This window comes from Paraburkholderia sp. UCT2 (assembly GCF_014397665.1).
GTDB lineage: Bacteria > Pseudomonadota > Gammaproteobacteria > Burkholderiales > Burkholderiaceae > Paraburkholderia > Paraburkholderia tuberum.
The window spans coordinates 20,636-47,396 of record NZ_VZQO01000013.1 but is presented as its reverse complement, the minus strand read 5'-3'; the positions used below and the strand labels follow the sequence as shown (position 1 = coordinate 47,396).

Genomic DNA, 26,761 nt, shown 5'->3' with positions numbered 1-26,761 from the left:
CTCCTTTTTGAGCGGCTTGGGATGGCGTTGCGGCGGGCTTGCGCGTCTTCGCGGCGAGGTACCTGCCTCGAGCACTGTCGCATGCGCAGGTGATGATTTGCAAGGCGAGTGCCTGACGGGTCGGCTGTCGGCGTCCACGTGAACGCGAGCCAAAAAAGCAAAAACCCGCGAAGCCGGAGGCTTCGCGGGTTTCGACCTGCTTTTCGTGGTCGGAGCGATAGGATTCGAACCTACGACCCTCTGATCCCAAATCAGATGCGCTACCAGGCTGCGCTACGCTCCGACGAATCCGGGATTATAGGGGGTGCGGGCAGGAGCGTCAATCCCTTGGCGGCACCAACCGCACGGGCAACGACGTTCACCGTAGCGGGCTCGCGCCGGCCTCGCGGTGGGCTATATACGCCCCATCAACAGCAGAACGATCACGATGATCAGCACGACGCCGACCAGTCCAGTCGGCCGATAGCCCCAGCCGCTGCTATACGGCCAGCTTGGCAACGCGCCGATCAGCAGCAGGATGAGCACGATTAGCAGGATGGTTCCGACGGTCATGGCGTTCTCCTTTTTGAGGGGGCCGCGAAATCGCTGGCCGCATCTTCACGCTGGTTTGGCGCGCGCGCCGCGACAGCAGACGCGCGTGTCGCGCGTCTGTTGCTGGATCGGAACCAGCAAGGCATGTGCCCATCACCCGTCAAGCTCGATGCAGTGAGGCCTTGGACGAAAGCGCAGAAGGAGAGAGCGACGCATGAAGCGTCGTCGTTCGATGTAGGTATGCCCAAAGAACCGGAAAGGCGTTGCGCACGTCCAGCGGACCTCGATGCGCGCAGGCGCCGCAACGCCGGTCAACGCGTCATCGAGCGGACGCACGACTGAGGCACCGTGACATGCCGGTGCCGCGGCCAGAGGTCATTCGGTCAGAGTCGAAGATCACCCGCATCAATGCCTTGGACGCCTCCAATGCGGCATATGTAGATGCTGATGCGTCCAGTGGTGCAGCATGCCCTCGCCATCGTGTTCACGCCGGTAGGCCCGCGATTCGAAAATCGACAACGCCACCAGCACGATCAGGCCTATTGCGAGCCCGATCAGGCCCGCGATCGATTCACCGTCCATGGCAGTCTCCCGGTAGGTTCAGCCATGAACCCATAGTAGCGCAGGTCCGGCGAAATCTCACGAAATGGAACGAGCGACGCTCAAGGTGTGTGATGGCGTCGCCGAACGCGCTTTGCGGTTAGACTCTCGGCGCGCCGGCGGACGTCCGCCATCGCTTTGTCCCGGAGACGATTGCAAAATGACCCGCGTTCTGACTCTTGCCTTGCTGTTGTGCGCCGGCGTCGCCGGCTGTGCGGACAATCCGTCCGCGCATCGCGGCAGCCCACCACATGATCCCGCCGACTACCACGGCGTGCCCACCGACGATCGGCCGCCGGCGATGGTGCCCGCGCCCGTCGCACAGTGAGCGCTCGTTGAAGCGAAAACGATCGGGAAAGGGCGGGGAAAGCGAAGCACCGGCGCGGGCACGCCGGCACTTCTGACCCGCGCCGACTGTTCGCGCGGAGAGCACGGGCTGAGAGCATTCCAGAACGCGCTCGTTATGCGATAGGTATGCGCTTGTTTCAAGCCGTAACGGTCTGTCGTCCGCCGAATGCCAACGGTGCCCAGCGCACCGCGCTAGGCGGCCGCAATCCCCGGCGACACGCCCGGCAGGTAACGCGCGAGCGTTGCGCCACGCGTGGCCATGAAGATCAGCAGCGCGATCCACAGCCCGTGATTGCCGTGCCACGCGAGCAATGCCGACGACGCTGCCACGAACACCGCAAGCGACACCACCATCGACATCATCAGCTCGCGCGTTCGCGTCGCGCCGATGAACACGCCGTCGAGCAGGAAGCCCCACACCGAAATGACCGGCGACAGCGCCGCCCACGGCAGATAGGTTTCGGCCGCGGCACGCACGGCGGCCTGATCGGTCAGCCGCTCGATGATCCACGCGCCCGCGCCCCAGTACACGCACGAGAAGCCGATCGCGCCGAGCGCCGACCACAGCGCGGTGACCTTGACTGCCTGCGCGAACGCGTGACGATCGCGCGCACCGATCGCCGCGCCGACCAGCGCCTCGGCCGCGTGCGCGAAACCGTCGAGCCCGTACGCCATGAAGGTCTGGAAATTGAGTAGCAATGCGTTCGCGGCGAGCGTCGCGTCGCCTTGCCGCGCGCCGAGATGCGCGAACCAGCCGAACGACGACAGCAGGCACAGCGTGCGCACGAAGATGTCGCGATTGAGCACGACGAGCCGCTTCAGCGCGGCGGCGTCGAACAAGGCGGCGCGATTCAGCGCGGGCAGGCCGCGCGGCCTGCCGTGCCATAGCAGGGCGAGCCCGAGCACGAAGCCGAGCGCGTCGGCGGTCGCGGTAGCCGCGCCGATGCCGGCCACGCCCCAATGAAACGCGTACACGTACAGCAGCACCGCGGCGATGTTCACGCTGTTGATGAAGACCTGCGACAGCAATGCAAGCCGCACCTGCTGCGTGCCGAGCAGCCAGCCGAGTATCACGTAGTTGCCGAGCGCGAGCGGCGCGGCCCAGACGCGCGCGTGGCAATAAGCCTGCGCGTGCCGCTGCACGGCGTCGCTGCCGCCGATCGCCCGCAGCGCATAGTCGATCAGCGGTTGCTGCACGAGCAGCACCAGCGCGCCGATCGCGGCCGCCATCAGCAGTGCGCGCACGACGGTGTTGCGCAACTCGTCGCTGCGGCCCGCGCCGTGCGCCTGCGCGACGAGGCCGGTCGTGCCCATGCGCAGGAAGCCGAAGCCCCAGAACACGAAGTTGAAGAAGAGCCCGCCGAGCGCGACGCCGCCGAGGTAAGAGGCGCTGTCCAGATGACCAGCGACGGCGGTGTCGACCGCGCCGAGGATCGGTTGCGTCAGATTCGCGAGGACGATCGGCAACGCGAGCGCGAGCACCCGGCGATGCCAGCACACCGGCAGCGCGGGCGCGCTGGCTGGGTGTGCGGCGGTTTCGGATCGCGCGGCGGGGGGCATACCGGCATCGGGCGTCCTCGCGTCGTTCAAGAGCGCTCCTGCACGCACACCCAAGGAGAGACGACGACGGCCCACAACTCGGGGTCGCGCGCGGCGAAATCGGCGGCCGTCTCCGACTGCACGCGCACGACGAGGCCGGAGGACAACCATTGGGCGACCCGGGTGGTGTCGTCGTTGGCGATCGCTTCGGCGACGCTCACGAGATCGAGGTCGCGCGCGACGTGCAGCAGTATGCCGCGCGCAAAGAAACGTTCGAGTTCGCTCCAGCCGATCTTGGCGGTTTCGCCGAGCAGCTTCGCATAAAGGGGGCTTTGGGAGGCGTCGTTGGAAGTCATCGTGGACAGGGTCGGACGGGGCCGTCACTATAAACTATTGGCAAGGACCGGCGGGCCGCGTGGCGGCCTTGCGCAACGCGCCGGACGGCCTTTTACGCAGCGCGGACTGAATCGGATTCTGAACCTGGATGCCGGCGGATTCAACGACGGCGGCACACGAGGCGTGCCGCCTATCAGCACCGGCTATTAATCGTCCGAATATTCAAAACTGAAACGAGTTTGAATGCGGTTTCAATATTGTCGGCGGAATTGTCAATGTTAAATATTTCACTATTCGCGAATTTGTTGTGAAGAAGTATCGACGCTTATTCGGAAGGCGTTTCCGCGACTAATCGATGCGTTACGTGCGTTTCCGCACCAAGTTAATATTCGCAAGCGAAAGCGGCGTTATTGCCGGATGAGTTAGTGTTATTCGGCCAGACGTCTTTCCTCTGCTGGTTTGGCGGGACTTTCCGCCGATAGCCCGGGAGCATTAGCCGGTGCGATACTCCGACATTCCTGGTTTGAATGATTTGGCGTGTGGAGTATCCCAGCTGCGGCGCATTAAGCCGGTCTGATTCCGACATTTCCGATTCACGGATTGCGGAATCCGTACGCCGTGTAACATTGGCTGCAAAATTAATCCATTGCGCTTGGAAATGCGGATTGTTAGATTTCGTTCTGGCGCATGGTGAACCGGTCCTTTGCCGATATGCGCCGAACCCCCGTTAGCCCGGCCTCGTGCCGGGCTTTTTTTTTAATGGATTTACGCGGATGTTTAACCTGCCGCAGCGATCTTCACCGCGAATTCACATGTGCGGCCGATGATGGCGGATTATTTTTTTCGGCGCGAGACTCATGACTGGGGTGATCATTTTTGTCGGCGTGTGGCTAATCGCGCTCGCGTTGCTGGTGCGCTTCGCCGCGCGCATCGATCCGCGCTCCGGGCGCTGGCGACGCCGCTAAGCGGTGACGCTCGGCGGCCGTGCGTGCCGCACGGCGCGCTGCCTTTTACTGCTTGCAGCGGATGACCATCGAACGGTTTTTCACATTCGCGCCGAAAATCCCACCGATCGTGCCGCCCGACGTCGCGCCGTTGTCGACGTCTTTCGAAACCACGTCGTACCCGTAGTTGCCGCAGGTTTCGCCCGCGCGCTTGTAGCACTCGGCCCAGCTCGTGCTGGCATCGCTGCCGCTGCAGTTGATCGCGAAGCCGGTGTCGCCGCTCGGCAGATAGGTCATCGTGGTCGTGGTCGAGCAGCCGCCGAGGCCGCCGAGCGTCAGGAGGCCAAGACTGATCGTTGCAGCCGTCGCGACGCGCGCCAATGGGCTTTTCATTTCAGATTCCTTGCGAATAACGGAAGGGCGTGGCGCGCAGCCACGCCGCTTCGAATTGAGCGTTTATAGCACGGCGGGTTCCCGCGCCCGCCGCCTAGCGCGGTGGCAGTTCTTTCGACGGATCGATCGAGCGGCCCTGGTAGCGCAGTTCGAAATGCAGCATCACGCGATCGGTATCGGTGTCGCCCATTTCGGCGATTTTCTGGCCGCGCTTGACCGATTCGCCTTCCTTCACCAACAGCGCGCGGTTATGCGCGTAAGCGGTCAGATAGTCGGCGTTGTGCTTGAGGATCAGCAGATTGCCGTAGCCGCGCAGACCGTTGCCCGCATAGACGACGGTGCCAGGCGCCGCCGCGACGATGGGCGTGCCGGCCGCCGCGGCAATATCGATACCCTTCGAGTTGCCGCCGTCGAAACGGCGGAACACCGTACCGTCGGCCGGCCATACCAGCGAGATCGGCGCGGGCGCGGTCGCCGGCGCAGTGTCCGCGGGCGCAGGACGCGGCGCGACCGCCACGCTCGCGCTGCCACTGCTGCTATCGCCACCGCCGCTGCGGATCGCGCCACTCGTCGACGCCGCGCCGCCTGGCGGCGCGACGCGCAGCACCTGGCCGACCTCGATGCGGTCGGGATTGGTCAGGTTGTTCCAGCGTGCGATGTTCTGCACCGATTGCCGGTTGCCGCGCGCGATTTTCGACAGCGTGTCGCCCCGTTCGACCCGGTAGTAGCCCGGCCCCACCGGCGCCGACCCGCACGCGGTGAGCAGCGCGAGCAATGCCGCGCAGCCGAGTCGTTTGATTCTTGTTGTTTCCAGCATTGGACCTCGCAAAGCACTGCCGCGCGCTGATCCCGATCACGCGGGATAGACAGACAAAGCGTTCGATTCTAACGGTTTTGTGTTGCGCCCCCCGGCGAGGGGGGCGAAGTGGCGGGCGCCGCTTCGAGCGGCTCGCCGCCGGCGCCGGCGTATCAGCTGGTCTTCTCGACGGTAATGCGCAGTGCCGCCGTTTCGGTTTGTCCCGGCTCGAGCCAGCGCAAACCTCGGCCGTTGTGGATCGCATCGGGCAACCCCAGCCACGGCTCCACGCAGTAAAAGTCCGACTGCGGCGTTTCAGTCCACGTCGTCACCGCGTACCAGGGCACCGAGCCGGGCCGCTGCAGATCGATCGTGATCACGCGATCGATGCCCGGCGCCTCGACCCTCACCGGTCGATCGGGCGTGCCGGTCAGGCAATGGAAGCGATCGTAGATCCGGTCTTCGTCGAGCGTGTAGCTCGCTTCGCCCGGCTCGGCGGGGCTGATCGAGCCGTCCTCGAGCTGACGGCACCGCTCGGTGCGCGGCAGTTCGATCATCGTTTGCGCGCGCTGCGTGTGCGGCAGCGTGAAGTAGAAGTGATGGCCGGCGTAGTAAGGCAGGCGCGCGTCGCCGGTATTGGTGGTGGTCAGCGTCACGTCGAGCGTGCGCGGATCGATGAGCTCGTAGGCGGCCTCGAAGCGGAAGCCGAACGGATAGGAGCCGCGGGTCGCTTCACTGTCGGTCAGAACCATCCGCAGGCCGGCGCCATGCACGTCGGCGTGAGGCTCGAACGGCAGGTCGCGCGCGAAGCCGTGCATCGGCAGCTCGCGCACGGTGCCCCGCGCGTCACGCCAATAGCCGATCTTGCCGTCGACGCGATGACGGCCGAGAAATGGAAACAGCAGCGGATTGCCGCCGCGAATCCGCGCGGGCACGCTCCAGTCGGCGTGCTCGGGCCAGTGAATCACCTCTTCGCCGTCGATCGTCCACGACAGCAGACGGCCGCCGGCTTGCGGCGAAAAACGGAGCACCGAGGCGTCCTGGGCGATCTCGAGAATGTCCTGTTCCGGGGAGAGGGGCATGGTCAATAGCTAGCCAGATAGAGGTTGAGGGTCGCGCAAAGCGGCCGCGTGGGTCGGCCGTTGCATCTGCATCGAAGCGGCGTTTTGCGCCATTCGCGGCGACAGCGTCTCGCGCGGCGAAACCGCGATTTTGCGCTGCTTTGCGCTACGGGGAAACCCTTCCCGGGAAATTGCGGGTGTCGGAAAAGGGCGAATCCTATTGATAATCCGTCGGAGCGTCCGGTCCATCCGACTCCCGGGCGAATCGGCTCAGGAGGCATCATGGATCTCGCAATGGCAATGGCGGTGGGCTTATTCGGAATATTCACCGCCAGCACGTACTATTTCTTCCACTCTCTCAAGCGCTGATCCGCTGGTTTCATTCCCTGCTTTCGCAGCACGCGCGCGACGAATCCGCCGCCCGCTTTCTTGCTCTCGCGTAACAACGGTGTCGAGTTGTGACGCGGCGCGTCAATATCTCTCCGAATGTGGCCTAACCGCTTGGCGCTGGGTGTGCAGCCAGGCATAATCGGTGCGCCTTTGACGCGCCGGCTCCCCCTTTTGTGCGGCGCGCAGTTCCCGACACTTTGCTTACAAGGACCGCCGCGTGAACCTGTCGTTTCTCATTTTTCTGAGCGTGCTGCAAGGCGTTACCGAACTGTTTCCGGTGAGCAGCCTTGGCCACACGCTGCTCGTGCCAGCCCTGTTCGACATGCATATCGACAAGCATGCGCCGCAACTGCTGCCGTTCCTCGTCGCCCTGCATCTCGGCACCGCGTTCGCGCTGCTGTGGTACTTCCGCGCGCGCTGGTACGCGCTGGTGCGCGGTTTCTTCGCGTCGCTCGGCGGCCGCCGCAACGACGACGGTCACATGATGTGGGCGCTGATCATCGGTACGATTCCGGCGGGCCTTGTCGGTCTCGTGCTGGAAAAGCGCCTCGAGGCGCTTTTTCATGATTTGCGGATCGTCGCGATTGCGTTGATCGTGAATGGCGCGCTGCTGTGGTTCGGCGATCGTCTGCAACGCGCGCGCGCGCATCAACCGCCGGAAAAGCTGACGTTCCGCCAGGCGTTCTTCGTCGGCCTCGCGCAGATCGGCGCGCTGATTCCGGGCTTCTCGCGCAGTGGCCTGACGATGATCGCCGGCAATGCGGCCGGCCTCACCACCGAGAAAGCCGCCGAGTTTTCGTTCTTGCTCGGCACGCCGATCATTTTCGCGGCTGGCGTACTCGAACTGCCGAAGCTGCTTCACGCGCCGAGCCAGCTTGCCGACGCGGTGCTCGGCGGCGTGCTGACCGCGATCGCAGCGTACCTGAGCGTGCGTTTCCTGATGCGCTATTTCGAAGGCCGCGGACGTCTCGCGTCGTTCGGCGCGTACTGCGCGATCGCGGGGATCCTGTTCCTCGGCTGGTTCATGCTGCATCCGCAGCCGGTCTGAGCGCGCCGGGCGATCGGTTATAATCCGGGCCCGGTTGGTTGCAGGTCAGTTAGAATTTTAGTTTGTGGGAATTCGGGCGGCTCGCCGCGAGTGCCGGTTTCATGCAGATATCGATCCATACGGCAGTAGCTCAGCTGGATAGAGCATCGGCCTTCTAAGCCGAGGGTCGGGGGTTCGAGCCCCTCCTGCCGTACCAGAATCATCGAAGGGTTACAGGTTTCGCGCCTGTAACCCTTTTTTGTTTTTGTGCAATGTTGCGCGCCCGGTGGCTGCCAGGCTGTCGCGTGTTCGTACGGCTCGCTTCGGGTGTTTCCCGACTCAGGAAATCGCGCGCGGCGCCGTTAATTCAACAGAACCGTGTGACGCACCGCGATGGAGGAATCAGCGTGAACCGACTTAGCCTCAACACCAAACTCTGGCTCGCGCTGCTGATTACGTGGCTCGGCCTGCTCGGCCTCGGCGGCTGGGCCGCATGGCAGTCGCGCGCGACGATGCTGGCCGAGCGCAAGTCGGCGGTGCAGAACGTCGTGGAAAGCGCGTACGGCATCGTCGCCGACTACGCGCAGCGCGCCGACCAGCACGAGCTGACGCCCGAACAGGCGCGGCAGCAGGCGCTGGCGCGGCTCTCCGCGATGCGCTACCCCGGCAGCGGCTACATGATCGTGTCGACTGCCACGCCGGTCGTGATCATGCATCCGATGCTCGCCGATCTGCGCAACAAGGACGTGTCGCACTACGCGGACAGCGACGGCAAGCTGCTGTTCGTCGAAATGGTCAAGGTCGCGCAGGCGCACGGGCAGGGCTTCGTCGATTACATGGGCCGCCTCGCCGGCAACAACGAGCGCGTGCCGAAGATCAGCTTCGTCAAGCGCTTTGCCGCGTGGGACTGGTTTCTGATTTCGGGTGTCTACGTCAACGACATCGACGCGGCGTTCCGCGCCGACCTGCTGCGCTATCTGCTGACGATCCTGGTGATCGGCAGCTTCAGCACCGTCGCGCTCGTGCTGATCATCCGCAACGTGAAGCGCAGTCTCGGCGGCGAGCCCGCCTATGCGGCGAGCGTCGCGGAGACGATCGCCGACGGCGATCTGTCGTGCCCGGTCACGCTGGCCGGCGACGATCAGGAAAGCATGCTGTTCGCGATGCAGCGCATGCAAAGCCGCCTCGCCGACGCGATCCGGCGCATTCGCGGCGGCACCGAAACGATCACGGTCGCGGCCGAAGAGATCGCCGCGGGCAATCTCGATCTGTCGGCGCGAACGGAACAGCAGGCGTCGTCGCTCGGCGAAACGGCCGCGAGCATGGAGCAGCTGACGGCGACCGTCAAGCAGAACGCCGACAACGCGCTGCAGGCCAATCGCATGGCGCGCTCGGCGTCGCAGCTCGCGGGCGAGGGCGGCGAGGCCGTGCAGCACGTCGTCGCGAACATGCAGAGCATCGCGGCGAGCTCGGCGCGGGTGGTCGATATCATCGGCGTGATCGAAAGCATCGCGTTTCAGACCAACATCCTCGCGCTGAACGCGGCCGTCGAAGCCGCGCGCGCCGGCGAGGAGGGCCGCGGCTTCGCGGTCGTCGCGGGCGAGGTGCGCAACCTCGCGCGCCGCAGCGCCGACGCGGCCAAGGAGATCAAGACGTTGATCGAGGATTCGGTCGCGCGCGTCGGCAGCGGCAAGACGCTCGTCGAGAAGGCGGGCGGCACGATGGAGTCGCTCGTCGATGCGGTGAAGCGTGTGACCGACATCATCAGCGAGATTTCCGCCGCGTCCGACGAGCAGAGCCGCGGCATCGAGCAGGTCAATCTCGCGATTGCGCAGATGGACGAGACCACCCAGCAGAACGCGGCGATGGTCGAACAGGCGGCGGCCGCCGCGCAGTCGATGCAGGAGCAGGCGCAGATGCTGCGCGACGTCGTCAACGCGTTCCGCCTGCAGGGGACGGCCGCCGCGCGTTGATGGCCGCGTCGATGGCGCGCTGCCTGCCGAAGTGTGCATGCTATGCTTTTGAGGTCAGGATCAAAAGCCGCCGTGCGCCCGTGCGCGCCGTGCACACTTCGAGGAGAGTCCTACATGTCGACGCGAACCCGTGTGCTGTTCCACCTCAGTGCCGCGAGCCTCCTGCTCGGCGCGGCGATCGGCGCGCAAGCGGCGAACCTCGGCTTTCTGGGCGACACGCCGATCACCTATATGAGACAGCGTGACAACGACTCGATCAAGCATGCGGTCATGAGCGCGCTCAATGACAGGAAGGACGGCGAGAGCTTCACGTGGGTCAACGACGGCACCGGCAATAGCGTGAAGATCGACGCGACCATCTCGATGGACAGCACCTCGACCGAAGGCGCACGCACGTGCCGCACCCTCGGGGTCGTACTCAATGCGAAAGGGCAATCGATGAACCTGCGTCCGAACTTCTGCAAGGAAGGTGGCGCCTGGCAGCTGCAGAAGCGTTGAGCATGCGTGAGCGCGGCGCGAGAGGTGGATGCAGTGAGGCTGCGCGATGAGCCCGCGAATCGTCTCGTGCGGGATCGTGCTGCTCGATCCCGACGGACGCGTGCTGCTCGCGCATGCCACCGAAACGACGCACTGGGACATCCCGAAAGGCCAGGGCGAGGACGGCGAGGCGCCGCACGTGACGGCGCTGCGCGAGATGGTCGAGGAAACCGGCATCGCGCTCGAGGCCGATCGGCTGAAGGATCTCGGCTTGTTCGTCTACCGGCGCGACAAGGACCTGCATCTGTTCGCGGCCCGCGCGGGTGCCGGCGAGCTCGATCTGAGCACGTGCACCTGCACGTCGCTGTTTCCGCGCCGCTCGGACGGCACGCTGATCCCCGAAATGGATGATTACCGCTGGGCGTCGATCGAAGAGGTGCCGCGCTATGCGAGCCGTAGTCTGACGCGGCTCTTCGAGACGACGCTGTCGCTCACGGAGTTGCACCGGTCGCTATAGACGGCGCACGCCGCCTTCAATCGAGCGCGTGGTCGTTCGGATGCGCGAACAACGCGCGGTTCTGCTCCGACAGCGGGAAATTGACGTTGATGCCATGCGGCGGAATCGGCTGCGTGAACCACTGCCGATACAGACGCTCGGCGTCGCCGGACGTCTGCGAGCGCACGATCACGCGATTCACGAGCGCGCGGAACGGCTCGTCGCCCTTGCGGAACATGCACGCATAAACCTCGTAGCCAAGCGGCGTGCCCGTCACGATGAAATCGTCGGGATGCGGGTCGGTCGCCTTGAAACCGTAGACGATCGGCTCGTCCATCACGAACGCCACCGCGTGACCGTCCTTCATCTTGTTGAAGGCGTCCTGATGGTCGCGCACGCTCATGATGCGCATGTTCAGCTGCTTGTCGGTGTTGAGGCTGCGCAGCAGGCGCTCGTCGGACGTGCCGGCGGTCGTCACGACCGGCTTGCCGGCCAGATCGGGGAAATCGGTGATGCCGCTGTTCCTGCGCGTGATCATGCGCACCGCGTACTGGAAAAAGCTGTCTGAAAACGCGGCGACGTTTTCGCGCTCGACCGTGTGCGTGGTCGAGCCGCATTCGAGATCGATCTGGTTGTTCAGCAGCATCGGCATGCGGTTCGACGACGTGACCGTGACTTCGTGAACCCGCAGTTGCGCCATGCCGAGCGTTTTCCTGATTTCATCGACGATCTGCATCGCGATCGCCTGCGAGTAGCCGACCGTGCGCTTGCCGTCGAAGTACGAGAACGGGATCGACGCCTCTCGCACGCCGAGCATGACGACGCCGTCGTCGTGGATCTTTCTCAGCGTGCCGGTCAGTTCATCCGCGCGGGCGGGGCCGGTGAACGCGAGCACGCCGCAGGCGGCCAGCGTAAGCAGCACGCTGTGCATGCCGCGCAGCAGACGCGGGAAGCGTGAGCCGCACGCGCTCCGTGCGACGCGAACCCTGCCTTCAGACCCTTCCCCGTGGCGGTCTGCAACCTTCATCGGACCTCCCGGACCGGCGCGCTCGGGCGAGCGCGCAGTGAGTGTCGATCGAAACATCCGGCAACCCGGATGGGCCCGCAACGCCGGGCCCTCGCTGGCGCGGGCTCAGGCCGGCTTGCCCCAACTGTCGCGCAGACTGACGATGCGGTTGAATACGGGCTTACCCGGCTTCGAATCGACGCGGTCGGCGACGAAGTAGCCGTGGCGCTCGAACTGGTAGCGCTGCTCCGGCAGCGCATGGCGCGCGCCGGTTTCGAGGTAGGCCTGGACCACGCGTTTCGAGTCCGGATTCAGCGCTTCGAGGAAGTCGCGGCCGCCGGCGTCCGGTTGCGGTTCCTTGAACAGCCGGTCGTAGATGCGCACTTCGGCCGGGCATGCGGCCGCCGCGCTGACCCAGTGGATGTTGCCCTTGACCTTGTAATTGTTCGCGCCTTCGGTGCCCGATTTGCTGTCCGGGAAGTAGTTGCAGTGCACCGCGACGATATTGCCGTTTTCGTCCTTGTCCGCGTGCGTGCATTCGACCACGTAGCCGTAGCGCAGCCGCACCTTGTTGCCCGGGAACAGGCGGAAGTAGCCCTTCGGCGGCGTCTGCGTGAAGTCCTCGCGCTCGATCCACAGCTCGCGCGAAATCGGAAACTCGCGCATGCCCTGTTCCGGATGATGCGGATGCACCGGTGCGTGGCACGGCTCGGTGAGGCGTTCGGGGAAGTTGTCGATGATCAGCTTGACCGGATCGAGCACGGCGGCGATGCGCGGCGCCTTCTCGTCGAGATCGTCGCGCAGCGCGCCTTCGAACACGCTCATGTCGATCCACGAGTCGACCTTGGTCACGCCGATGCGCTCGCAGAACAGCTGGATCGACTCGGGCGTGAAGCCACGCCGGCGCAGGCCGACGATGGTCGGCATGCGTGGGTCGTCCCAGCCTTCCACATGGCCTTCGTTGACGAGTTGCAGCAGCTTGCGCTTGCTGGTGATCGCATAGGTCAGGTTCAGGCGCGAAAACTCGATTTGCTGCGGCAGCGGACGCCCGAAGACACCGGCCTCGGCGAGTTCGTTCAGGATCCAGTCGTACAGCGGCCGATGGTCTTCGAATTCGAGCGTGCACAGCGAATGCGTGATGTTTTCGAGCGCGTCCGAGATGCAGTGCGTGTAGTCGTACATCGGGTACACGCACCAGGTGTCGCCGGTACGGTAGTGATGCGCGAAGCGGATGCGATAGATGACCGGGTCGCGCATGTTGAAGTTCGGCGACGACATGTCGATCTTCGCGCGCAGCACGTGCTCGCCTTCCTTGAACTCGCCCGCCTTCATGCGGCGGAACAGGTCGAGGTTTTCCGCGACCGAACGCTCGCGGAAGCGCGACGGCGTGCCGACTTCGGCGGCCGAGCCGCGGTTCGCGCGGATTTCCTCGGCCGACTGGCTATCCACGTAAGCCTTGCCGCGCTGGATCAGCAGCTCCGCGAACTCGTACAGCTTGTCGTAGTAGTCGCTCGCGAAGTACAGATGCTCGGTGCGGTCCTTTTCCCATTCGAAGCCGAGCCAGCGCACCGAGTCGATGATCGACTCGACGTACTCGACGCTTTCCTTCTCCGGATTGGTGTCGTCGAAGCGCAGATGGCACACGCCGCCGTAGCTGCGCGCGACGCCGAAGTTCAGGCAGATGCTCTTTGCGTGACCGATGTGCAGATAGCCGTTCGGCTCCGGCGGGAAGCGCGTTTCGACGCGCTGGCTCCATTTGCCGGTGCGGTTGTCGTCGTCGATGATGTTGCGGATGAAATTGGATGCCGCGGGCGCGTCGTTGCGTTCGGTATTCATGCGAGAAGATGAGAGTCCATGGGGGCGCGCAATGCGCCCGTGTAGCCGTCAATTCTACCTGACGAGCCCGTTCGCGGCAGGTGGTTGCGGCGCGCAGCCAACGGCGCAGTGGGTTTGGCGCGGCTGCCGGAGTCAGGAAAGCCGGCGCGCGGGGCTGTAACAGGAGGTAAAACGGGTTGGCGACGCGCGCCGCGCCGACTTAGGATGCGCTGCTGCGCGCGGCCCGCGCGCCTGTGCTGGGCCTTCGCGCGGGCGGGCTTGCCCGAGCCGTCCACGCTGTCCTTCATCTTGCTGCACGAGGCTCCGCTGCTCGTGCGCCATGCTCGCCTCGTTGCCGGAGTTTTCTCGGATGTCTGTCCCGACGCACGGCGCGTTTCGCGCGCCCTTTGCCCGCGCTTTGGCTAGCGCCCGATTTTCTTGCCGTAACCGTCGTGTGCTCGCTTCGGCCTGGTTTGCCGCGCTTGCCGTGAACGTGGCCGCGCCGCTGTCCGCCGCCGCGAAAACACCGGCGCCGAAGCCGGCGCTCGATGCGTCGGCAGTCGCCGCGCCGGATAGCTACAGCGCTGACACCGCGCAGCAGATCTTCGCCGCAGGCGGCAACGCGGTCGATGCCGCGGTCGCGATGGCCTTCACGCTCGCCGTCACGCGGCCCGATGCGGGCAACCTCGGCGGCGGCGGTTTCATGACGCTGCTGGTCGACGGCAAGCCGTATTTTCTCGACTATCGCGAGCGCGCGCCGCAGCAGGCGACCCGCGACATGTACCTCGACGACAAGGGCAACGTGGCGCCGGGCATGAGCACGGTCGGGCATCGCGCGGCGGCCGTGCCGGGCACTGTCGATGGCATGTGGGAAGCGCAGCGGCGCTTCGGCAAGCTCAAATGGAAGCAGGTGCTCGCGCCCGCGATCCATTACGCGACCGACGGCTTCCAGGTCGACCCGCGGCTGCAGCAGCGACGCGACGCGGCCGCGAAGAGTTTCGCCGGCAAAACCAATTTCGACGCCTACTTCGCGAACCTGAAGGCGGGCGCGATGCTGCGCCAACCGGAACTCGCGCAGACGCTGGGGCGGATCGCGAGCGACGGCGGCCGCGAGTTTTACGAGGGCCGCACCGCTCAAATGATCGCCGCGCAGATGTACGGCCACGGCCTGATCACGAGCCAGGATCTGAGCCAGTACAAGGCTCTGTGGCGCGAGCCGCTCGCGGCCGACTGGCACGGCTACCGCGTGATCACCGCGCCGCCGCCGAGCTCGGGCGGCCTCGGGCTGATCCAGATGCTGAAGATGCGGGCCGATCTGCAGCCGGCGTTCGACGGCCTTGCGTTGAATTCAGCGCCGTACATCCATCTGATCGCGCAGATCGAGGATCGCGTGTTCGCGGACCGGCAGCGCCATATCGGCGATCCGGACGCATCGCCGGTGCCGGTCGCGAAGCTGATCGACGACGCCTACCTCGCGCAGCGCGCGGCCGAAGTCAAAGCCGACGAAGCGCCGGCCGCCGCGACGGTGAAACCCGGTGTCGACGGCGGCGCGGCGACGGAGAAGGCGCAAACCACGCATTTCTCGGTGGTCGACAAATGGGGCAACGCGGTGTCGAACACCTACACGCTGAACGGCGATTTCGGCTCGGGCGTCGTGGTGGACGGCGGCGGGTTCCTGCTGAACGATGCGATGGACGATTTCGTGATCAAGCCAGCCGTCGCTGGCGCGACGGGCGCGGCGTCGACACCCGGCGCCGCCGATGCCGAGCCGGATGCGATCGCGCCGGGCCGCCGCCCGATTTCGTCGATGATGCCTACGCTGCTGCTGAAGGACGGCAAGATCGCGCTAGCGATCGGCACGCCCGGCGGCTCTCGCATCCTGACGACGATCTTCCAGGTGATGACGAATCTGTACGACTTCGACATGTCACCGACGGACGCGCTCGCCGCGATGCGTTTCCATCATCAACTGCTGCCGCAAAAGACGGTCTACTTCGAGCCGTATCGTCCCGCGCCGGATGAGCTCGCCACGCAATTGAAGGCGCTCGGCTTTACGGTCGAGCAGCAGTCGTTCAACGGCGACGTGCAGATGATCCGCGTGGACGGCACGACACCCGAGCCCGCGAGCGATCCCCGTGGTGGCGGCGTGGCACGCGTGATACGGTAGACGGCCCGCCGCGCTATCGCGCGAGCGGGCGATAAGCCGAACACGGGGAAGCACGATGAGCGAACACCAACCAACCACACTCGTACTGCCGGGCTATCTGGACTCCGGCCCAGGCCACTGGCAAACGCGCTGGGAAGCGCTCGATCCCGCGGTCGTCCGCGTGCAGATGCCGGACTGGGACCACCCTTCGCGCGACGCCTGGTGCCGTACTCTTGCCGCCGCGCTTGACGCCGTGGACGCGCCGGTCGTGTTCGCCGCTCACAGCCTCGGCTGTCTGACCACGGCGTTCTGGGCCTCGCAGTGCGCAAGCGCGGCGCAGCTCGCGAAGGTGGCCGGCGCGCTGCTGGTCGCCGTGCCCGATCCGGACGAAGCGCACTTCCCGAGGGACGCGGGCGGCTTTGCGCCGGTGCCGCTCACCCGCCTGCCGTTTGCGACGATCGTGGTGGCGAGCAGCGACGATCCTTATGGCGGCGTGCCGTTTTCACGAACCTGCGCGAACGCGTGGGGCAGCCGCTGGATCGGGATCGGCGCGCGCGGCCACATCAACGCCGACAGCGGTCTCGACGATTGGGACGAGGGGCGGGGCTGGCTGGCTTCGCTAACGGCGATGCGCTGAGTCTCGCCGCCTCCTCGATCAGATCACCGCTTTGCGCTTCAACTCGGCAATCGTCTGCGCGTCGTATCCGAGCACGTCGCTCAGCACCCGCTCGGTATGCTCGCCGAGCAGCGGCGGATGGCTCAGCGCCTGCGGCGGCGTGCCGGTCATGGTGATCGGATTGCGCACGAGCTTGACCGTGCCGCCCGACGGATGCGGCAGATCGACCTGCAGACCGCGCGCGACCACCTGCTCGTTGTCGAACACTTCGTCGAGGTTGTTGATCGGCCCGCACGGCACGCCGGCCGCTTCGAGCGCCGCGATCCATTGCTGCTTGCCCTGCAGGCGGACCATGTCCGCGAGCATCGGCACGAGCAGTTCGCGGTTGCGCACGCGCGCGGGGTTGGTTGCGAAACGCTCGTCGTCGGCGAGTTCCGGGCGGCCGCCCACTTCGACGAACTTGCGGAACTGTCCGTCGTTGCCGACCGCGACGATGATCCAGCCGTCGCTGGTCTGGAAGGTCTGGTAGGGCACGATGTTCGGATGCGCATTGCCCCAGCGCGCCGGCGGCTGGCCGCTCGCGAGGTAGTTCGAGTTCATGTTGGCGAGCATCGCGACCTGCACGTCGAGCAGCGCCATGTCGATGTATTGGCCAACGCCCGTGCGGTCGCGGTGCGTGAGCGCGGTCAGCACCGCGATGGTCGAGTACATGCCGGTCATCAGGTCGGCGATCGCGACGCCGGCCTTCTGCGGGCCGCCGCCCGGCTGACCGTCACGCTCGCCGGTGATGCTCATGAAGCCGCCGATCCCCTGCACGATGAAGTCGTAACCGGCGCGCTGCGCATACGGGCCGGTCTGCCCGAAGCCCGTGACCGAGCAGTAGATCAGGTCGGGCTTGACCTCTTTGAGCGAGTCATAGTCGAGGCCGTACTTCTTCAACTGGCCGACCTTGTAGTTCTCGAGCACGACGTCGCTTTGCGCGGCCAGTTCGCGCACGATCCGCTGACCCTCGGGCGACGCGATGTCGAGCGTGACCGAGCGCTTGTTGCGGTTCGCCGCGAGATAGTAGGCGGCCTCGCGCGTGTCCGCGCCGTCCGGCGTTTTCAGATAGGGAGGTCCCCAGTGGCGCGTGTCGTCGCCGACCTCGGGGCGTTCGATCTTGATGACGTCGGCGCCGAAATCGGCGAGCGTCTGCGTGCACCACGGACCCGCGAGCACGCGGGTGAGATCCAGCACGCGGATGTGACTGAGAGCGCCCATGTTCCTGAATGTCTCCTGATGGTTGCAGGCCGCGCGGCGAGTTGCCATGCGTTATTTCGCGCGTAGTTTCGCGGAAGTCATCTTAAGCGATTCGCGCTCGCGGGCGCAGTCAGCCGAACGTCATGGCGCGGATCGGACGATCGGACACGCGAGCGCCAACCAGGCGGCGCGCAGCGCCGCGCGCGCTTGCCGATCCCGTATAATCAGTCGTTTAAAGAAACCGACAGTTGGCGCATCCCACCGACCGCCAGTCTCCGTCAGGAACCGTCAGGACCGTCCCCCGCCCGCTATGAAAGCCGCTGAAATCCGCGAGAAATTCCTCAAGTTCTTCGAATCGAAGGGCCATACGATCGTCCGTTCGTCGAGCCTCGTGCCCGGCAACGACCCGACACTGCTCTTCACCAATTCGGGGATGGTGCAGTTCAAAGATGTGTTCCTCGGCGCGGAATCGCGTCCGTATTCGCGGGCCACGACAGCGCAGCGCAGCGTGCGCGCCGGCGGCAAGCACAACGACCTCGAGAACGTCGGCTACACCGCGCGTCACCACACGTTCTTCGAGATGCTCGGCAACTTCTCGTTCGGCGACTACTTCAAGCGCGACGCGATCCACTACGCGTGGGAACTGCTGACCGGCGTCTACCAGCTGCCCAAAGACAAGCTCTGGGTCACCGTCTACCAGGAAGACGACGAAGCGCACGACATCTGGGCGAAGGAAGTGGGCGTGCCGGTCGAGCGCATCGTCCGCATCGGCGACAACAAGGGCGCGCGCTACGCATCGGACAACTTCTGGCAGATGGCCGACACCGGCCCGTGCGGCCCGTGCTCGGAAATCTTCTACGACCACGGCGCGGACGTGTGGGGCGGGCCGCCGGGATCGCCCGACGAAGACGGCGACCGCTACATCGAAATCTGGAACCTCGTGTTCATGCAGTTCAACCGCGACGCGCAGGGCAACATGACGCCGCTGCCGAAGCAATGCGTGGACACCGGCATGGGCCTCGAGCGCATCGCCGCGGTGCTGCAGCACGTGCACAGCAACTACGAGATCGACCTGTTCCAGGCGCTCATTCAAGCCGCTGGCCGCGAAACCGGCGTGACCGATCTGGGCAACAACTCGCTGAAGGTGATCGCCGATCACATCCGCGCGTGCTCGTTCCTGATCGTCGACGGCGTGATCCCGGGCAACGAAGGCCGCGGCTACGTGCTGCGCCGTATCGTGCGCCGCGCGATCCGCCACGGCTACAAGCTCGGCAAGAAGGGTTCGTTCTTCCATCGCCTCGTCGCCGACCTCGTCGCGCAGATGGGCGGCGCTTACCCTGAACTGAAGCAGGCGGAGCAGCGCGTGACCGACGTGCTGCGTCAGGAAGAAGAGCGCTTCTTCGAGACGATCGAGCACGGCATGTCGATTCTCGAAGCCGCTTTGGCCGATCTCGACGCCGCAGGTGGCAAAACCAGCGGCAAGACGCTCGACGGCGAACTCGCGTTCAAGCTGCACGACACCTACGGCTTCCCGCTCGACCTGACCGCGGACGTCTGCCGCGAGCGCGAAGTGACGGTCGACGAATCCGCGTTCGACGACGCGATGGCGCGTCAGCGCGAGCAGGCTCGCGCGGCGGGCAAGTTCAAGATGGCGCAGGGCCTCGAATACTCGGGCGCGAAGACCACCTTCCACGGCTACGAAGAGATCGTCTTCGACGACGCGAAGGTCGTCGCGCTGTACGTCGATGGCGCGTCGGTGCAGCAGGCGCAGGCCGGCCAGCAGGCGGTCGTCGTGCTCGATCACACGCCGTTCTACGCGGAGTCGGGCGGCCAGGTCGGCGACCAGGGCGTGCTCGCCAACGCCAGCACGCGCTTTGCGGTCGTCGATACGCTGAAGGTTCAGGCCGACGTGGTCGGCCACCACGGCACGCTCGAGCAGGGCACGCTGAAGCTCGGCGACATCGTCAAGGCCGAAATCGACGCGGTGCGCCGCGCCCGCACGGCGCGCAACCACTCGGCCACGCACCTGATGCACAAGGCGTTGCGCGAAGTGCTCGGTTCGCACGTGCAGCAGAAGGGCTCGCTCGTCGACGCCGACAAGACCCGCTTCGACTTCGCCCACAACGCGCCGATGACGGACGGGCAGATCCGCCGCGTCGAGGAAATCGTCAACGCCGAAGTGCTGGCGAACGCGCCCGGCATCGTGCGTGTGATGTCGTACGACGAGGCGGTGAAGGGCGGCGCAATGGCGCTGTTCGGCGAAAAGTACGGCGACGAAGTGCGCGTGCTCGACCTCGGCTTCTCGCGTGAGCTGTGCGGCGGTACGCACGTGAATCGCTCGGGCGACATCGGTTTCTTCAAGATCGTGATGGAAGGCGGCGTCGCGGCCGGTATCCGTCGCGTCGAAGCGATCACCGGCGACAACGCGGTGCGCTACGTGCAGGAGCTCGAAGCGCGCGTCAACGCGGCCGCGGCCGCGCTGAAGGCACAACCGGCGGAACTCACGCAGCGCATCGGCCAGGTGCAAGACCAGGTGAAGGCGCTCGAGAAGGAACTGGGCGCGCTGAAGTCGAAGATGGCGTCGAGCCAGGGCGACGAACTCGCGGGCCAGGCGATCGAAATCGGCGGCGTGCATGTGCTCGCGGCGACGCTCGAAGGCGCGGACGTGAAGACGCTGCGCGAAACGGTCGACAAGCTCAAGGACAAGCTGAAGAGCGCGGCGATCGTGCTCGCGTCGGTGGAAGGCGGCAAGGTCAGCCTGATCGCGGGTGTGACCGCCGACGCCAGCAAGAAGGTCAAGGCGGGCGAACTGGTCAACTTCGTGGCCCAGCAGGTGGGCGGCAAGGGCGGCGGCCGTCCGGACATGGCGCAGGCCGGCGGTACCGAGCCGGCCAACCTGCCGGCGGCGCTCGCGGGCGTCAAGGGCTGGGTCGAAGGACAGCTTTGATTCTGATGGTCGGTTGAGTCCGGCTCGGCGCGAAGTCGAGCCGGGTTCGACGAAGGGGCCACGCGGTGCGCCAGCAGGATTGGTGCGTTGCGTGGCCCCTTCGCTTTTGCTGAAGCCGACCGGGTTGCGGCGAACCTTGTTGCCGGGGCGGATTCGACGATCAGACCACGTTGGCATCCGCGGACGCCACCGCATCCACCTCGGCCGTCCCTTCCTGCGACGCCACCAGCGTGCGTCGCAGCGCATTGAGCGCCGACGAAAAATGCCCGCGTCGCCACACCAGCAGCGTGTCGATCATGCCGATATCGGGCAATTCGTGCACCGCGATATTGCTCGTGTCGGTCGCCAGATCGAGCACCGAGCGCGGTGCGACCGCGACGCCCGCGCCGGCCGCTACGCACGCGACGATCGCGTGATACGAGCCGAGCTCCAGCACCCGTTGCGGCCGCGTGCCGTGCTCCAGATACCACTTCTCGATATACGCGCGATACGCGCAGCCCCGCTCGAACGCGATCAGCGTCGATAGCGCGATGTCGCGCACTTCGCGGATCGGCCGATGACCGCGCGGCGTCAGCATCACGAGTTCCTCGCGGAAGATCGGCACGGTCTCGAACAGATCGCCGAGCGTGGCCGGATCTAGCGGCGTCGCGACCAGCGCCGCATCGACCTCGAACTCGCGCACCCGCTCGATCAGCCTGCCGGTCGTACCGGTCTCCAGTTCCAGTTCGACGGCCGGCCATTGCTGGTGATATTGCGCGAGCAGGCCCGGCAGACGCGTCGCCGCGACGCTTTCCATCGTGCCGAGACGCAGACGCCCGCTCGGACGATCGTCGCGTACCGCGTGCCGCGCCTCGTCGGCGAGCGCGAGCAGCCGTTCCGCGTAGGGCAGCAGCGTCTCGCCGGCCGGCGTCAGCACGAGGCGGCGGCCGTCGCGGATGAACAGCTCGGTGCCGAGCTGCTCCTCGAGCTGCTTGATGCGCGTGGTCACGTTCGATTGCACGCGATTGAGCTTCGCCGCGGCGCGCGTCACGCCGTTTTCGCGCACGACCGCACGAAAAATGGTCAGAGCGGCCAGATCCATGATTCTCTCCTGGCGATGAATAACATTCTAATTATTCATTTTTCGTGATTCAAAGGTCAAGCTAGTATGAATTCATACCATCGCCGTTTGACCGTCCGATCATGAACGATCTCGCTTCCCACGCGCACCCGCGCTTCCACGAGCCGCACGCCGCCCGGCGCGCGGCGCTCGCCTGCATGGTCACGCTGGCCGTCGCGCTCGGTATCGGGCGCTTCGCATTCACGCCGCTGCTGCCGCTGATGCTGCACGGCGCCGCGCTCGGCCAGCCGCAGATCGATATCCAGCATGGCGGCTGGCTCGCGTCGTTCAATTACGCCGGCTATTTCGCCGGTGCGATGACGTGCGCGGCGCTGCGGGTCGAGCCCGCGCGCATGGTGCGCGTCGGACTCGCCGCGACCGTGCTGCTGACGCTCGCGATGGGCGTCACAGGCCAGTTCTGGGCGTGGGCGCTGGTGCGCTTCGTCGCCGGCGCGGTCAGCGCATGGACCTTCGTGTTCGCGTCGCAGTGGGGCTTGCGGCGGCTCGCCGAACTCGGCGCGCAGGCGTGGAGCGGCGTCATCTATACGGGGCCGGGCGTGGGCATCGTCGGCACCGGCTTGCTGGTCAGCGTCGCGGGCGGCTATGGCGCGGTGGTCGGATGGATCGGCTTTGCGGTGATCGGCGCGGTGCTGTCGGTGCTGGTGTGGCCGGTGTTTGGCGAAGCGCAGCGTGCGGGAACAGCGAAGCCTGCCGCTGCAAGCTCCGCAACCGCAAAGCCCGCCACCGGATCGCGCGCCAGCGCAAACCAGCCGCCTCGTACGGCCGGCATTCAGACGAGCCATGCCGTCCACCGTACCGACGCGTTCTGGCTGGTCCTGCTCTACGGTATCCCGGGCTTCGGCTACATCATCACCGCGACCTTTCTGCCGGTCATCGCGCGCCACGCGTTGCCGGGCTCGGCGTGGCCGGACCTGTTCTGGCCGATGTTAGGTGCGGCGCTGATCGTCGGCGCGTTGCTCGCCGCGCGTTTGCCCGTGCATTGGGACAACCGCGCGCTGCTCGCGGGCTCGTATGTGCTGCAGGCGCTCGGCATCGCGCTGGGCATCATATGGCCGACGGCGGGCGGGTTCTCGCTCGGCAGCATCCTGATCGGCCTGCCGTTCACCGCGATCACGCTATTCGCGATGCGCGAGGCGCGGCGTCTGCGCGGCGACGACGCGGCCGGGCTGATGGGTTATGCGACGGCGGCCTATGGCATCGGTCAGATCGCGGGTCCGCTGGTGGCCGCGCCGATTGCCGCGCACACGGGGTCGTTTTCGCTGGCGCTGTGGCTTGCCGCGGGCGCGCTGCTGGCGGGGGCGGCGGGCCTGATCGCAGTGACGCGCGTGCCGCGTGGCCCGCGCCGTGGCCGCATGCCGGATTGCGGTTGCAGCTAAGACGCGAAAACAAATCTCGCACGAGCGCACTAAAATGACCGCTTTCCGTCATTCCCTCGCGCCTGTCGCCGGGCGCGTCGCTCGACCATGCAACATTTCGCGTCCGACAACTACGCCGGCATCTGTCCCGAAGCGCTCGCCGCGCTGATCGCCGCCAACAACAGCGGCCACGAGCCGTCCTACGGCGACGACTCCTGGACCAACCAGGTCTGCGACCGTCTGCGCGGCCTGTTTCAGACCGATTGCGAAGTGTTCTTCGTGTTCAACGGCACGGCGGCCAATTCGCTCGCGCTCGCGTCGCTGTGCCAGTCGTACCACTCGGTGATTTGCCACGAACTCGCGCACATCGAGACCGACGAATGCGGCGGTCCCGAGTTCTTTTCGGGCGGCTCGAAACTGCTGACGGCGCCGGGCATCGCCGGCAAGCTCACGCCCGATGCGATCGAGTCCATCATCACGCGGCGCGCCGATATCCATTATCCGAAGCCCAAGGTCGTCACGCTGACGCAGTCGACCGAGGTCGGCACCGTCTACAGCGTCGAGGAAGTGCGCGCCATCGCGGCGATCGCGAAGCGTCGTCATCTGAAGGTGCACATGGACGGCGCGCGCTTCGCGAACGCGGTCGCCGCGCTCGACGTGCATCCGTCGGAAATCACATGGCGCGCGGGCGTCGACGTGCTGTGTTTCGGCGGCACCAAGAACGGCTTGCCGGTCGGCGAGGCGGTGGTGTTCTTCGACCGCGCGCTCGCCGACGATTTCGCCTATCGGCTGAAGCAGGCGGGACAGCTCGCATCGAAGATGCGCTTCATCTCCGCGCCGTGGCTCGGCCTGCTCGACAACGACGTATGGCTGCGCAATGCGCGTCACGCGAACGCGATGGCGCGTCTGCTGGAGACGCGGTTGCAGGAAATCCCCGGCGTGAGCATCATGTTTGCGAGCGAATCGAACGCGGTGTTCGCGCAGTTGCCGCCGCATGCCGCGAAGGCGATGCGCGCGCGCGGCTGGAAGTTCTACGAGTTCATCGGCGCGGGCGGTTGCCGGCTGATGTGCGCGTGGGACACGCAGCCCGACACGGTCGAGCGTTTCGCCGCCGACGTGCGTGAGCTGTGCGTCGCGTGATGGAAGACGCATGAGGTTGCTGGAACCCGAGTTACCACCGGCGCCTCGATGCACCACTCGGCACACGCGCAAAGCCACCCAACTACGCCCCGCCAGAAAACACGAAACCAAGAGACGTTCCCCGCCATGACCGAGTACCGATTCTGTCCCCGCTGCGCGAAACCCCTGACCGAACGCGCCGACCCCGACCACGAGGGCGGCCGTGTCCGTCAGAGCTGTCCCGATACCGAGTGCGGCTACGTCCATTGGAATAATCCGCTGCCGGTCGTCGCGGCGATCGTCGAGTACGAGGGCAAGATCCTGCTTGCGCGCAATGCCGCGTGGCCCGAGGGCATGTTCGCGCTGATCACCGGCTTCCTCGAAAACGGCGAGACGCCGGAGCAGGGCATCGCGCGCGAAGTGATGGAGGAGACGTCGCTGCACGCCGGGTCGGTCGAGCTGATCGGCGTGTACGAATTCATTCGCAAGAACGAGCTGATCATCGCGTATCACGTGAAGGCGCATGGGACGATCGCGCTGTCGCCCGAGCTGCTCGAATACCGGCTCGTCGAGCCCGCGAAGCTGCGGCCGTGGCGCGCGGGCACCGGCCAGGCGCTCGGCGAATGGATGCGGCGACGCGGGTTGCCGTTCGAATTCGTCGAGCGGCCGGGGCAGTGAGGCGTTCGGCCCATCGAGCCGCAACATTAGCCAGCACACAGACGACGCAGAAATCACAGCCAACATGGAGACAGCCCACAACGCACGCGACACCACACGACTCGGCACATCCATCGACGCATCACCGAACCGATCATCCACGTCAATCGGCGCTCAATGAGCGCACGCTCAGGGAGAAAACGGCATGGCCTACATCTACTACCTGACCCATATTCATCTGGGCTACGACGCACTGTCGCAACTGTCGTCCGAGTGCGCGCGCATCGGCATCGAGCGGCCTCTGGTGATCAGCGACAAGGGCGTCGTCGCGGCCGGCATTGCGCGGCAGGCACTCGACGCGCTGAAGCTCGGCGACGTGCCGCTGTTCGACGACACGCCGTCGAACCCGACCGAGGAAATGGTGCTCGCGGCCGCCCAGGTGTATCGCGACGAGCGCTGCGACGGGCTGATCGCGGTGGGCGGCGGTTCGTCGATCGATCTCGCGAAGGGCGTCGCGATCGCGGCCACGCATCCGGGGCCGCTCACGCAGTACGCGACGATCGAAGGCGGCAGCGCGAAGATCACCGACGCCGTCGCGCCGCTGATCGCGATTCCGACCACGGCCGGCACTGGCAGCGAAGTCGCGCGCGGCGCGATCGTGATCCTGAACGACGGCCGCAAGCTCGGCTTTCACTCGTGGAATCTGCTGCCGAAATCGGCACTGTGCGATCCCGGTCTCACGCTCGGCCTGCCGCCGGGGCTGACCGCCGCGACCGGCATGGACGCGATCGCGCATTGCATCGAGACCTTCCTCGCGCCGGCCTTCAATCCGCCCGCCGACGGTATCGCGCTCGACGGCCTCGAACGCGCGTGGCACAACATCGAGCGCGCGTGCGCGGACGGCCGCGATCGCGAGGCGCGCCTGAACATGATGAGCGCGTCGATGCAGGGCGGGATGGCGTTCCAGAAGGGCCTCGGCTGTGTGCACTCGCTGTCGCATCCGCTGGGCGGCCTGAAGGTGAACGGCCGCACGTCGCTGCATCACGGCACGCTGAACGCGGTCGTGCTGCCCGCGGTGCTGCGCTTCAACGAGCGCGCGCCGAGCGTGGTGGCCGAGCGGCGCTATGCGCGCATGCGTCGCGTGATGGGGGTGCCCGAGCATGCGGATCTCGCGCAGGCGCTGTTCGACATGACGGCGCGGCTTGGACTGCCGACCGGCCTCAGGCAAATGGGCGTCGACGAAAGCATGTTCGACAAGGTCGTGCAGGGCGCGCTGGTCGACCATTGTCATCGCACGAATCCGCGCGAGGCGAGCGCCGACGACTATCGCCGCATGCTGACCGAGTCGCTGTGATCCTCGCCTCCCCGCCACGTCCGATGAACAAACCCGCCCCCGCCGGCCGCGCCGCGTATCCGCACTTCCTGCCGATCACCACGCGCTGGATGGACAACGACGTCTACGGCCACGTGAACAACGTCGTCTACTACAGCTATTTCGACACCGTCGTGAACGAGTATCTGGTCCGCGCGCGCGTACTCGATTTCGAGCACGGCACGACGATCGGGCTGGTCGTCGAGACGCAGTGCAACTACTTCGCGCCGCTCGTGTTTCCCGATCGCATCGACGCGGGCTTGCGCGTCGCGCGGCTCGGCACGTCGAGCGTGCGCTACGAGGTGGGGCTATTTCGTGACGGCGACGCCGAACCCGCCGCGCAAGGGCATTTCGTGCACGTCTACGTGGATCGCGCGACGCGCCGTCCCGTGAACCTGCCCGCCGAGCTGCGCGCGGCGCTCGAACCGTTGTGCGTCGTCGGGCCGGCGGACTAGACG

24 protein-coding genes and 2 tRNA genes are annotated in these 26,761 nt (G+C 65.9%); 14 read left to right on the top strand and 12 right to left on the bottom strand.

All coding sequences use genetic code 11. From position 1 onward, the window contains the following. Positions 1-206: 206 nt before the first annotated feature. From F6X39_RS13110 to F6X39_RS13100, 3 genes are all read right to left on the bottom strand, one after another. Positions 207-283 (bottom strand) — tRNA-Pro (locus F6X39_RS13110). A 110-nt stretch (positions 284-393) separates the two neighbouring features. Further along, positions 394-552: a DUF3309 family protein gene (locus tag F6X39_RS13105; protein WP_090801093.1), complete on the bottom strand. Its 159-nt coding sequence runs from the start codon at positions 550-552 to the stop codon at positions 394-396. 384 nt (positions 553-936) lie between these two features. Next, entirely contained in the window at positions 937-1,113 is a 177-nt protein-coding gene (locus F6X39_RS13100; RefSeq protein ID WP_018421224.1) for a hypothetical protein, read from the bottom strand. 178 nt (positions 1,114-1,291) lie between these two features. Here F6X39_RS13100 and F6X39_RS13095 point away from each other — a divergent pair, with 178 nt between their 5' ends. Beyond that, positions 1,292-1,459 (top strand): hypothetical protein, encoded by a 168-nt coding sequence (locus F6X39_RS13095; protein ID WP_167368601.1) that lies wholly within the window; start codon positions 1,292-1,294, stop codon positions 1,457-1,459. A 212-nt stretch (positions 1,460-1,671) separates the two neighbouring features. Here F6X39_RS13095 and F6X39_RS13090 read toward each other — a convergent pair whose 3' ends face one another. From F6X39_RS13090 to F6X39_RS13070, 5 genes are all read right to left on the bottom strand, one after another. Continuing rightward, positions 1,672-3,039, bottom strand: a complete 1,368-nt coding sequence (locus tag F6X39_RS13090; RefSeq protein ID WP_187616974.1) for an MATE family efflux transporter — start codon at positions 3,037-3,039, stop codon at positions 1,672-1,674. A 26-nt stretch (positions 3,040-3,065) separates the two neighbouring features. After that, positions 3,066-3,374, bottom strand: coding sequence for a DUF2288 domain-containing protein (locus tag F6X39_RS13085; protein WP_090801091.1), 309 nt, complete (start codon positions 3,372-3,374; stop codon positions 3,066-3,068). 990 nt (positions 3,375-4,364) lie between these two features. Next, positions 4,365-4,691 carry a hypothetical protein gene (locus F6X39_RS13080; RefSeq protein ID WP_018433468.1) on the bottom strand — a complete coding sequence of 109 codons (327 nt, stop codon included), beginning with the start codon at positions 4,689-4,691 and terminating at the stop codon, positions 4,365-4,367. Positions 4,692-4,785: 94 nt separating this feature from the next. Beyond that, entirely contained in the window at positions 4,786-5,508 is a 723-nt protein-coding gene (locus F6X39_RS13075; RefSeq protein ID WP_187616913.1) for a peptidoglycan DD-metalloendopeptidase family protein, read from the bottom strand. Positions 5,509-5,660: 152 nt separating this feature from the next. Then, positions 5,661-6,569, bottom strand: a complete 909-nt coding sequence (locus F6X39_RS13070) for an aldose epimerase (protein WP_187616912.1) — start codon at positions 6,567-6,569, stop codon at positions 5,661-5,663. A 586-nt stretch (positions 6,570-7,155) separates the two neighbouring features. On the opposite strand from F6X39_RS13070, the gene F6X39_RS13065 reads away from it, so the two are divergent. The 5 genes from F6X39_RS13065 (at position 7,156) to F6X39_RS13045 (ending at position 10,932) form a co-directional block, all read left to right on the top strand. After that, positions 7,156-7,986: an undecaprenyl-diphosphate phosphatase gene (locus tag F6X39_RS13065; RefSeq protein WP_187616911.1), complete on the top strand. Its 831-nt coding sequence runs from the start codon at positions 7,156-7,158 to the stop codon at positions 7,984-7,986. A 119-nt stretch (positions 7,987-8,105) separates the two neighbouring features. Beyond that, positions 8,106-8,182, top strand: a tRNA-Arg gene (locus tag F6X39_RS13060). A gap of 190 nt (positions 8,183-8,372) precedes the next feature. After that, positions 8,373-9,938, top strand: a complete 1,566-nt coding sequence (locus F6X39_RS13055) for a methyl-accepting chemotaxis protein (protein WP_187616910.1) — start codon at positions 8,373-8,375, stop codon at positions 9,936-9,938. A 114-nt stretch (positions 9,939-10,052) separates the two neighbouring features. Further along, on the top strand, positions 10,053-10,436 hold the full coding sequence (locus F6X39_RS13050; RefSeq protein ID WP_184071694.1) for a hypothetical protein: 384 nt from the start codon (positions 10,053-10,055) through the stop codon (positions 10,434-10,436). A 46-nt stretch (positions 10,437-10,482) separates the two neighbouring features. Then, the gene (locus F6X39_RS13045) at positions 10,483-10,932 is read left to right on the top strand and encodes an NUDIX hydrolase (protein WP_184028381.1); all 450 of its coding nucleotides are present in this window, start codon (positions 10,483-10,485) and stop codon (positions 10,930-10,932) included. A 16-nt stretch (positions 10,933-10,948) separates the two neighbouring features. On the opposite strand, the gene F6X39_RS13040 is transcribed toward F6X39_RS13045, so the two are convergent. Together F6X39_RS13040 and F6X39_RS13035 are read right to left on the bottom strand one after the other, a co-directional pair. Then, complete coding sequence (locus F6X39_RS13040) at positions 10,949-11,842, bottom strand: transporter substrate-binding domain-containing protein (RefSeq protein WP_187616973.1); 894 nt, start codon at positions 11,840-11,842, stop codon at positions 10,949-10,951. A gap of 201 nt (positions 11,843-12,043) precedes the next feature. Next, a complete protein-coding gene (locus tag F6X39_RS13035; protein WP_187616909.1) occupies positions 12,044-13,753 on the bottom strand; it encodes a glutamine--tRNA ligase/YqeY domain fusion protein in 1,710 nt (569 codons plus the stop codon). Positions 13,754-14,102: 349 nt separating this feature from the next. Between F6X39_RS13035 and ggt the strand changes: the two genes are divergently transcribed. Both ggt and F6X39_RS13025 read left to right on the top strand, forming a co-directional pair. Beyond that, positions 14,103-15,899: a gamma-glutamyltransferase gene (gene ggt / locus F6X39_RS13030; protein WP_187616908.1), complete on the top strand. Its 1,797-nt coding sequence runs from the start codon at positions 14,103-14,105 to the stop codon at positions 15,897-15,899. A 55-nt stretch (positions 15,900-15,954) separates the two neighbouring features. Beyond that, positions 15,955-16,515: an RBBP9/YdeN family alpha/beta hydrolase gene (locus F6X39_RS13025; protein ID WP_187616907.1), complete on the top strand. Its 561-nt coding sequence runs from the start codon at positions 15,955-15,957 to the stop codon at positions 16,513-16,515. Positions 16,516-16,533: 18 nt separating this feature from the next. On the opposite strand, the gene F6X39_RS13020 is transcribed toward F6X39_RS13025, so the two are convergent. Beyond that, complete coding sequence (locus F6X39_RS13020; RefSeq protein ID WP_187616906.1) at positions 16,534-17,754, bottom strand: CaiB/BaiF CoA transferase family protein; 1,221 nt, start codon at positions 17,752-17,754, stop codon at positions 16,534-16,536. 289 nt (positions 17,755-18,043) lie between these two features. Between F6X39_RS13020 and alaS the strand changes: the two genes are divergently transcribed. Further along, positions 18,044-20,680 (top strand): alanine--tRNA ligase, encoded by a 2,637-nt coding sequence (alaS, locus tag F6X39_RS13015; RefSeq protein ID WP_187616905.1) that lies wholly within the window; start codon positions 18,044-18,046, stop codon positions 20,678-20,680. A gap of 160 nt (positions 20,681-20,840) precedes the next feature. On the opposite strand, the gene F6X39_RS13010 is transcribed toward alaS, so the two are convergent. Then, entirely contained in the window at positions 20,841-21,761 is a 921-nt protein-coding gene (locus F6X39_RS13010; RefSeq protein ID WP_187616904.1) for a LysR family transcriptional regulator, read from the bottom strand. Positions 21,762-21,862: 101 nt separating this feature from the next. On the opposite strand from F6X39_RS13010, the gene F6X39_RS13005 reads away from it, so the two are divergent. The 5 genes from F6X39_RS13005 to F6X39_RS12985 all read left to right on the top strand — a co-directional run bounded on the left by F6X39_RS13005 (position 21,863) and on the right by F6X39_RS12985 (position 26,758). Further along, complete coding sequence (locus F6X39_RS13005) at positions 21,863-23,176, top strand: YbfB/YjiJ family MFS transporter (RefSeq protein WP_187616903.1); 1,314 nt, start codon at positions 21,863-21,865, stop codon at positions 23,174-23,176. A gap of 87 nt (positions 23,177-23,263) precedes the next feature. After that, positions 23,264-24,295, top strand: coding sequence for a threonine aldolase family protein (locus F6X39_RS13000; RefSeq protein WP_187616902.1), 1,032 nt, complete (start codon positions 23,264-23,266; stop codon positions 24,293-24,295). A 126-nt stretch (positions 24,296-24,421) separates the two neighbouring features. Further along, positions 24,422-24,952, top strand: a complete 531-nt coding sequence (locus tag F6X39_RS12995) for an NUDIX domain-containing protein (RefSeq protein WP_090801064.1) — start codon at positions 24,422-24,424, stop codon at positions 24,950-24,952. A 184-nt stretch (positions 24,953-25,136) separates the two neighbouring features. Continuing rightward, entirely contained in the window at positions 25,137-26,285 is a 1,149-nt protein-coding gene (locus tag F6X39_RS12990) for an iron-containing alcohol dehydrogenase (protein ID WP_187616901.1), read from the top strand. A 23-nt stretch (positions 26,286-26,308) separates the two neighbouring features. Beyond that, positions 26,309-26,758: an acyl-CoA thioesterase gene (locus tag F6X39_RS12985; protein WP_090801058.1), complete on the top strand. Its 450-nt coding sequence runs from the start codon at positions 26,309-26,311 to the stop codon at positions 26,756-26,758. Positions 26,759-26,761: the final 3 nt, after the last annotated feature.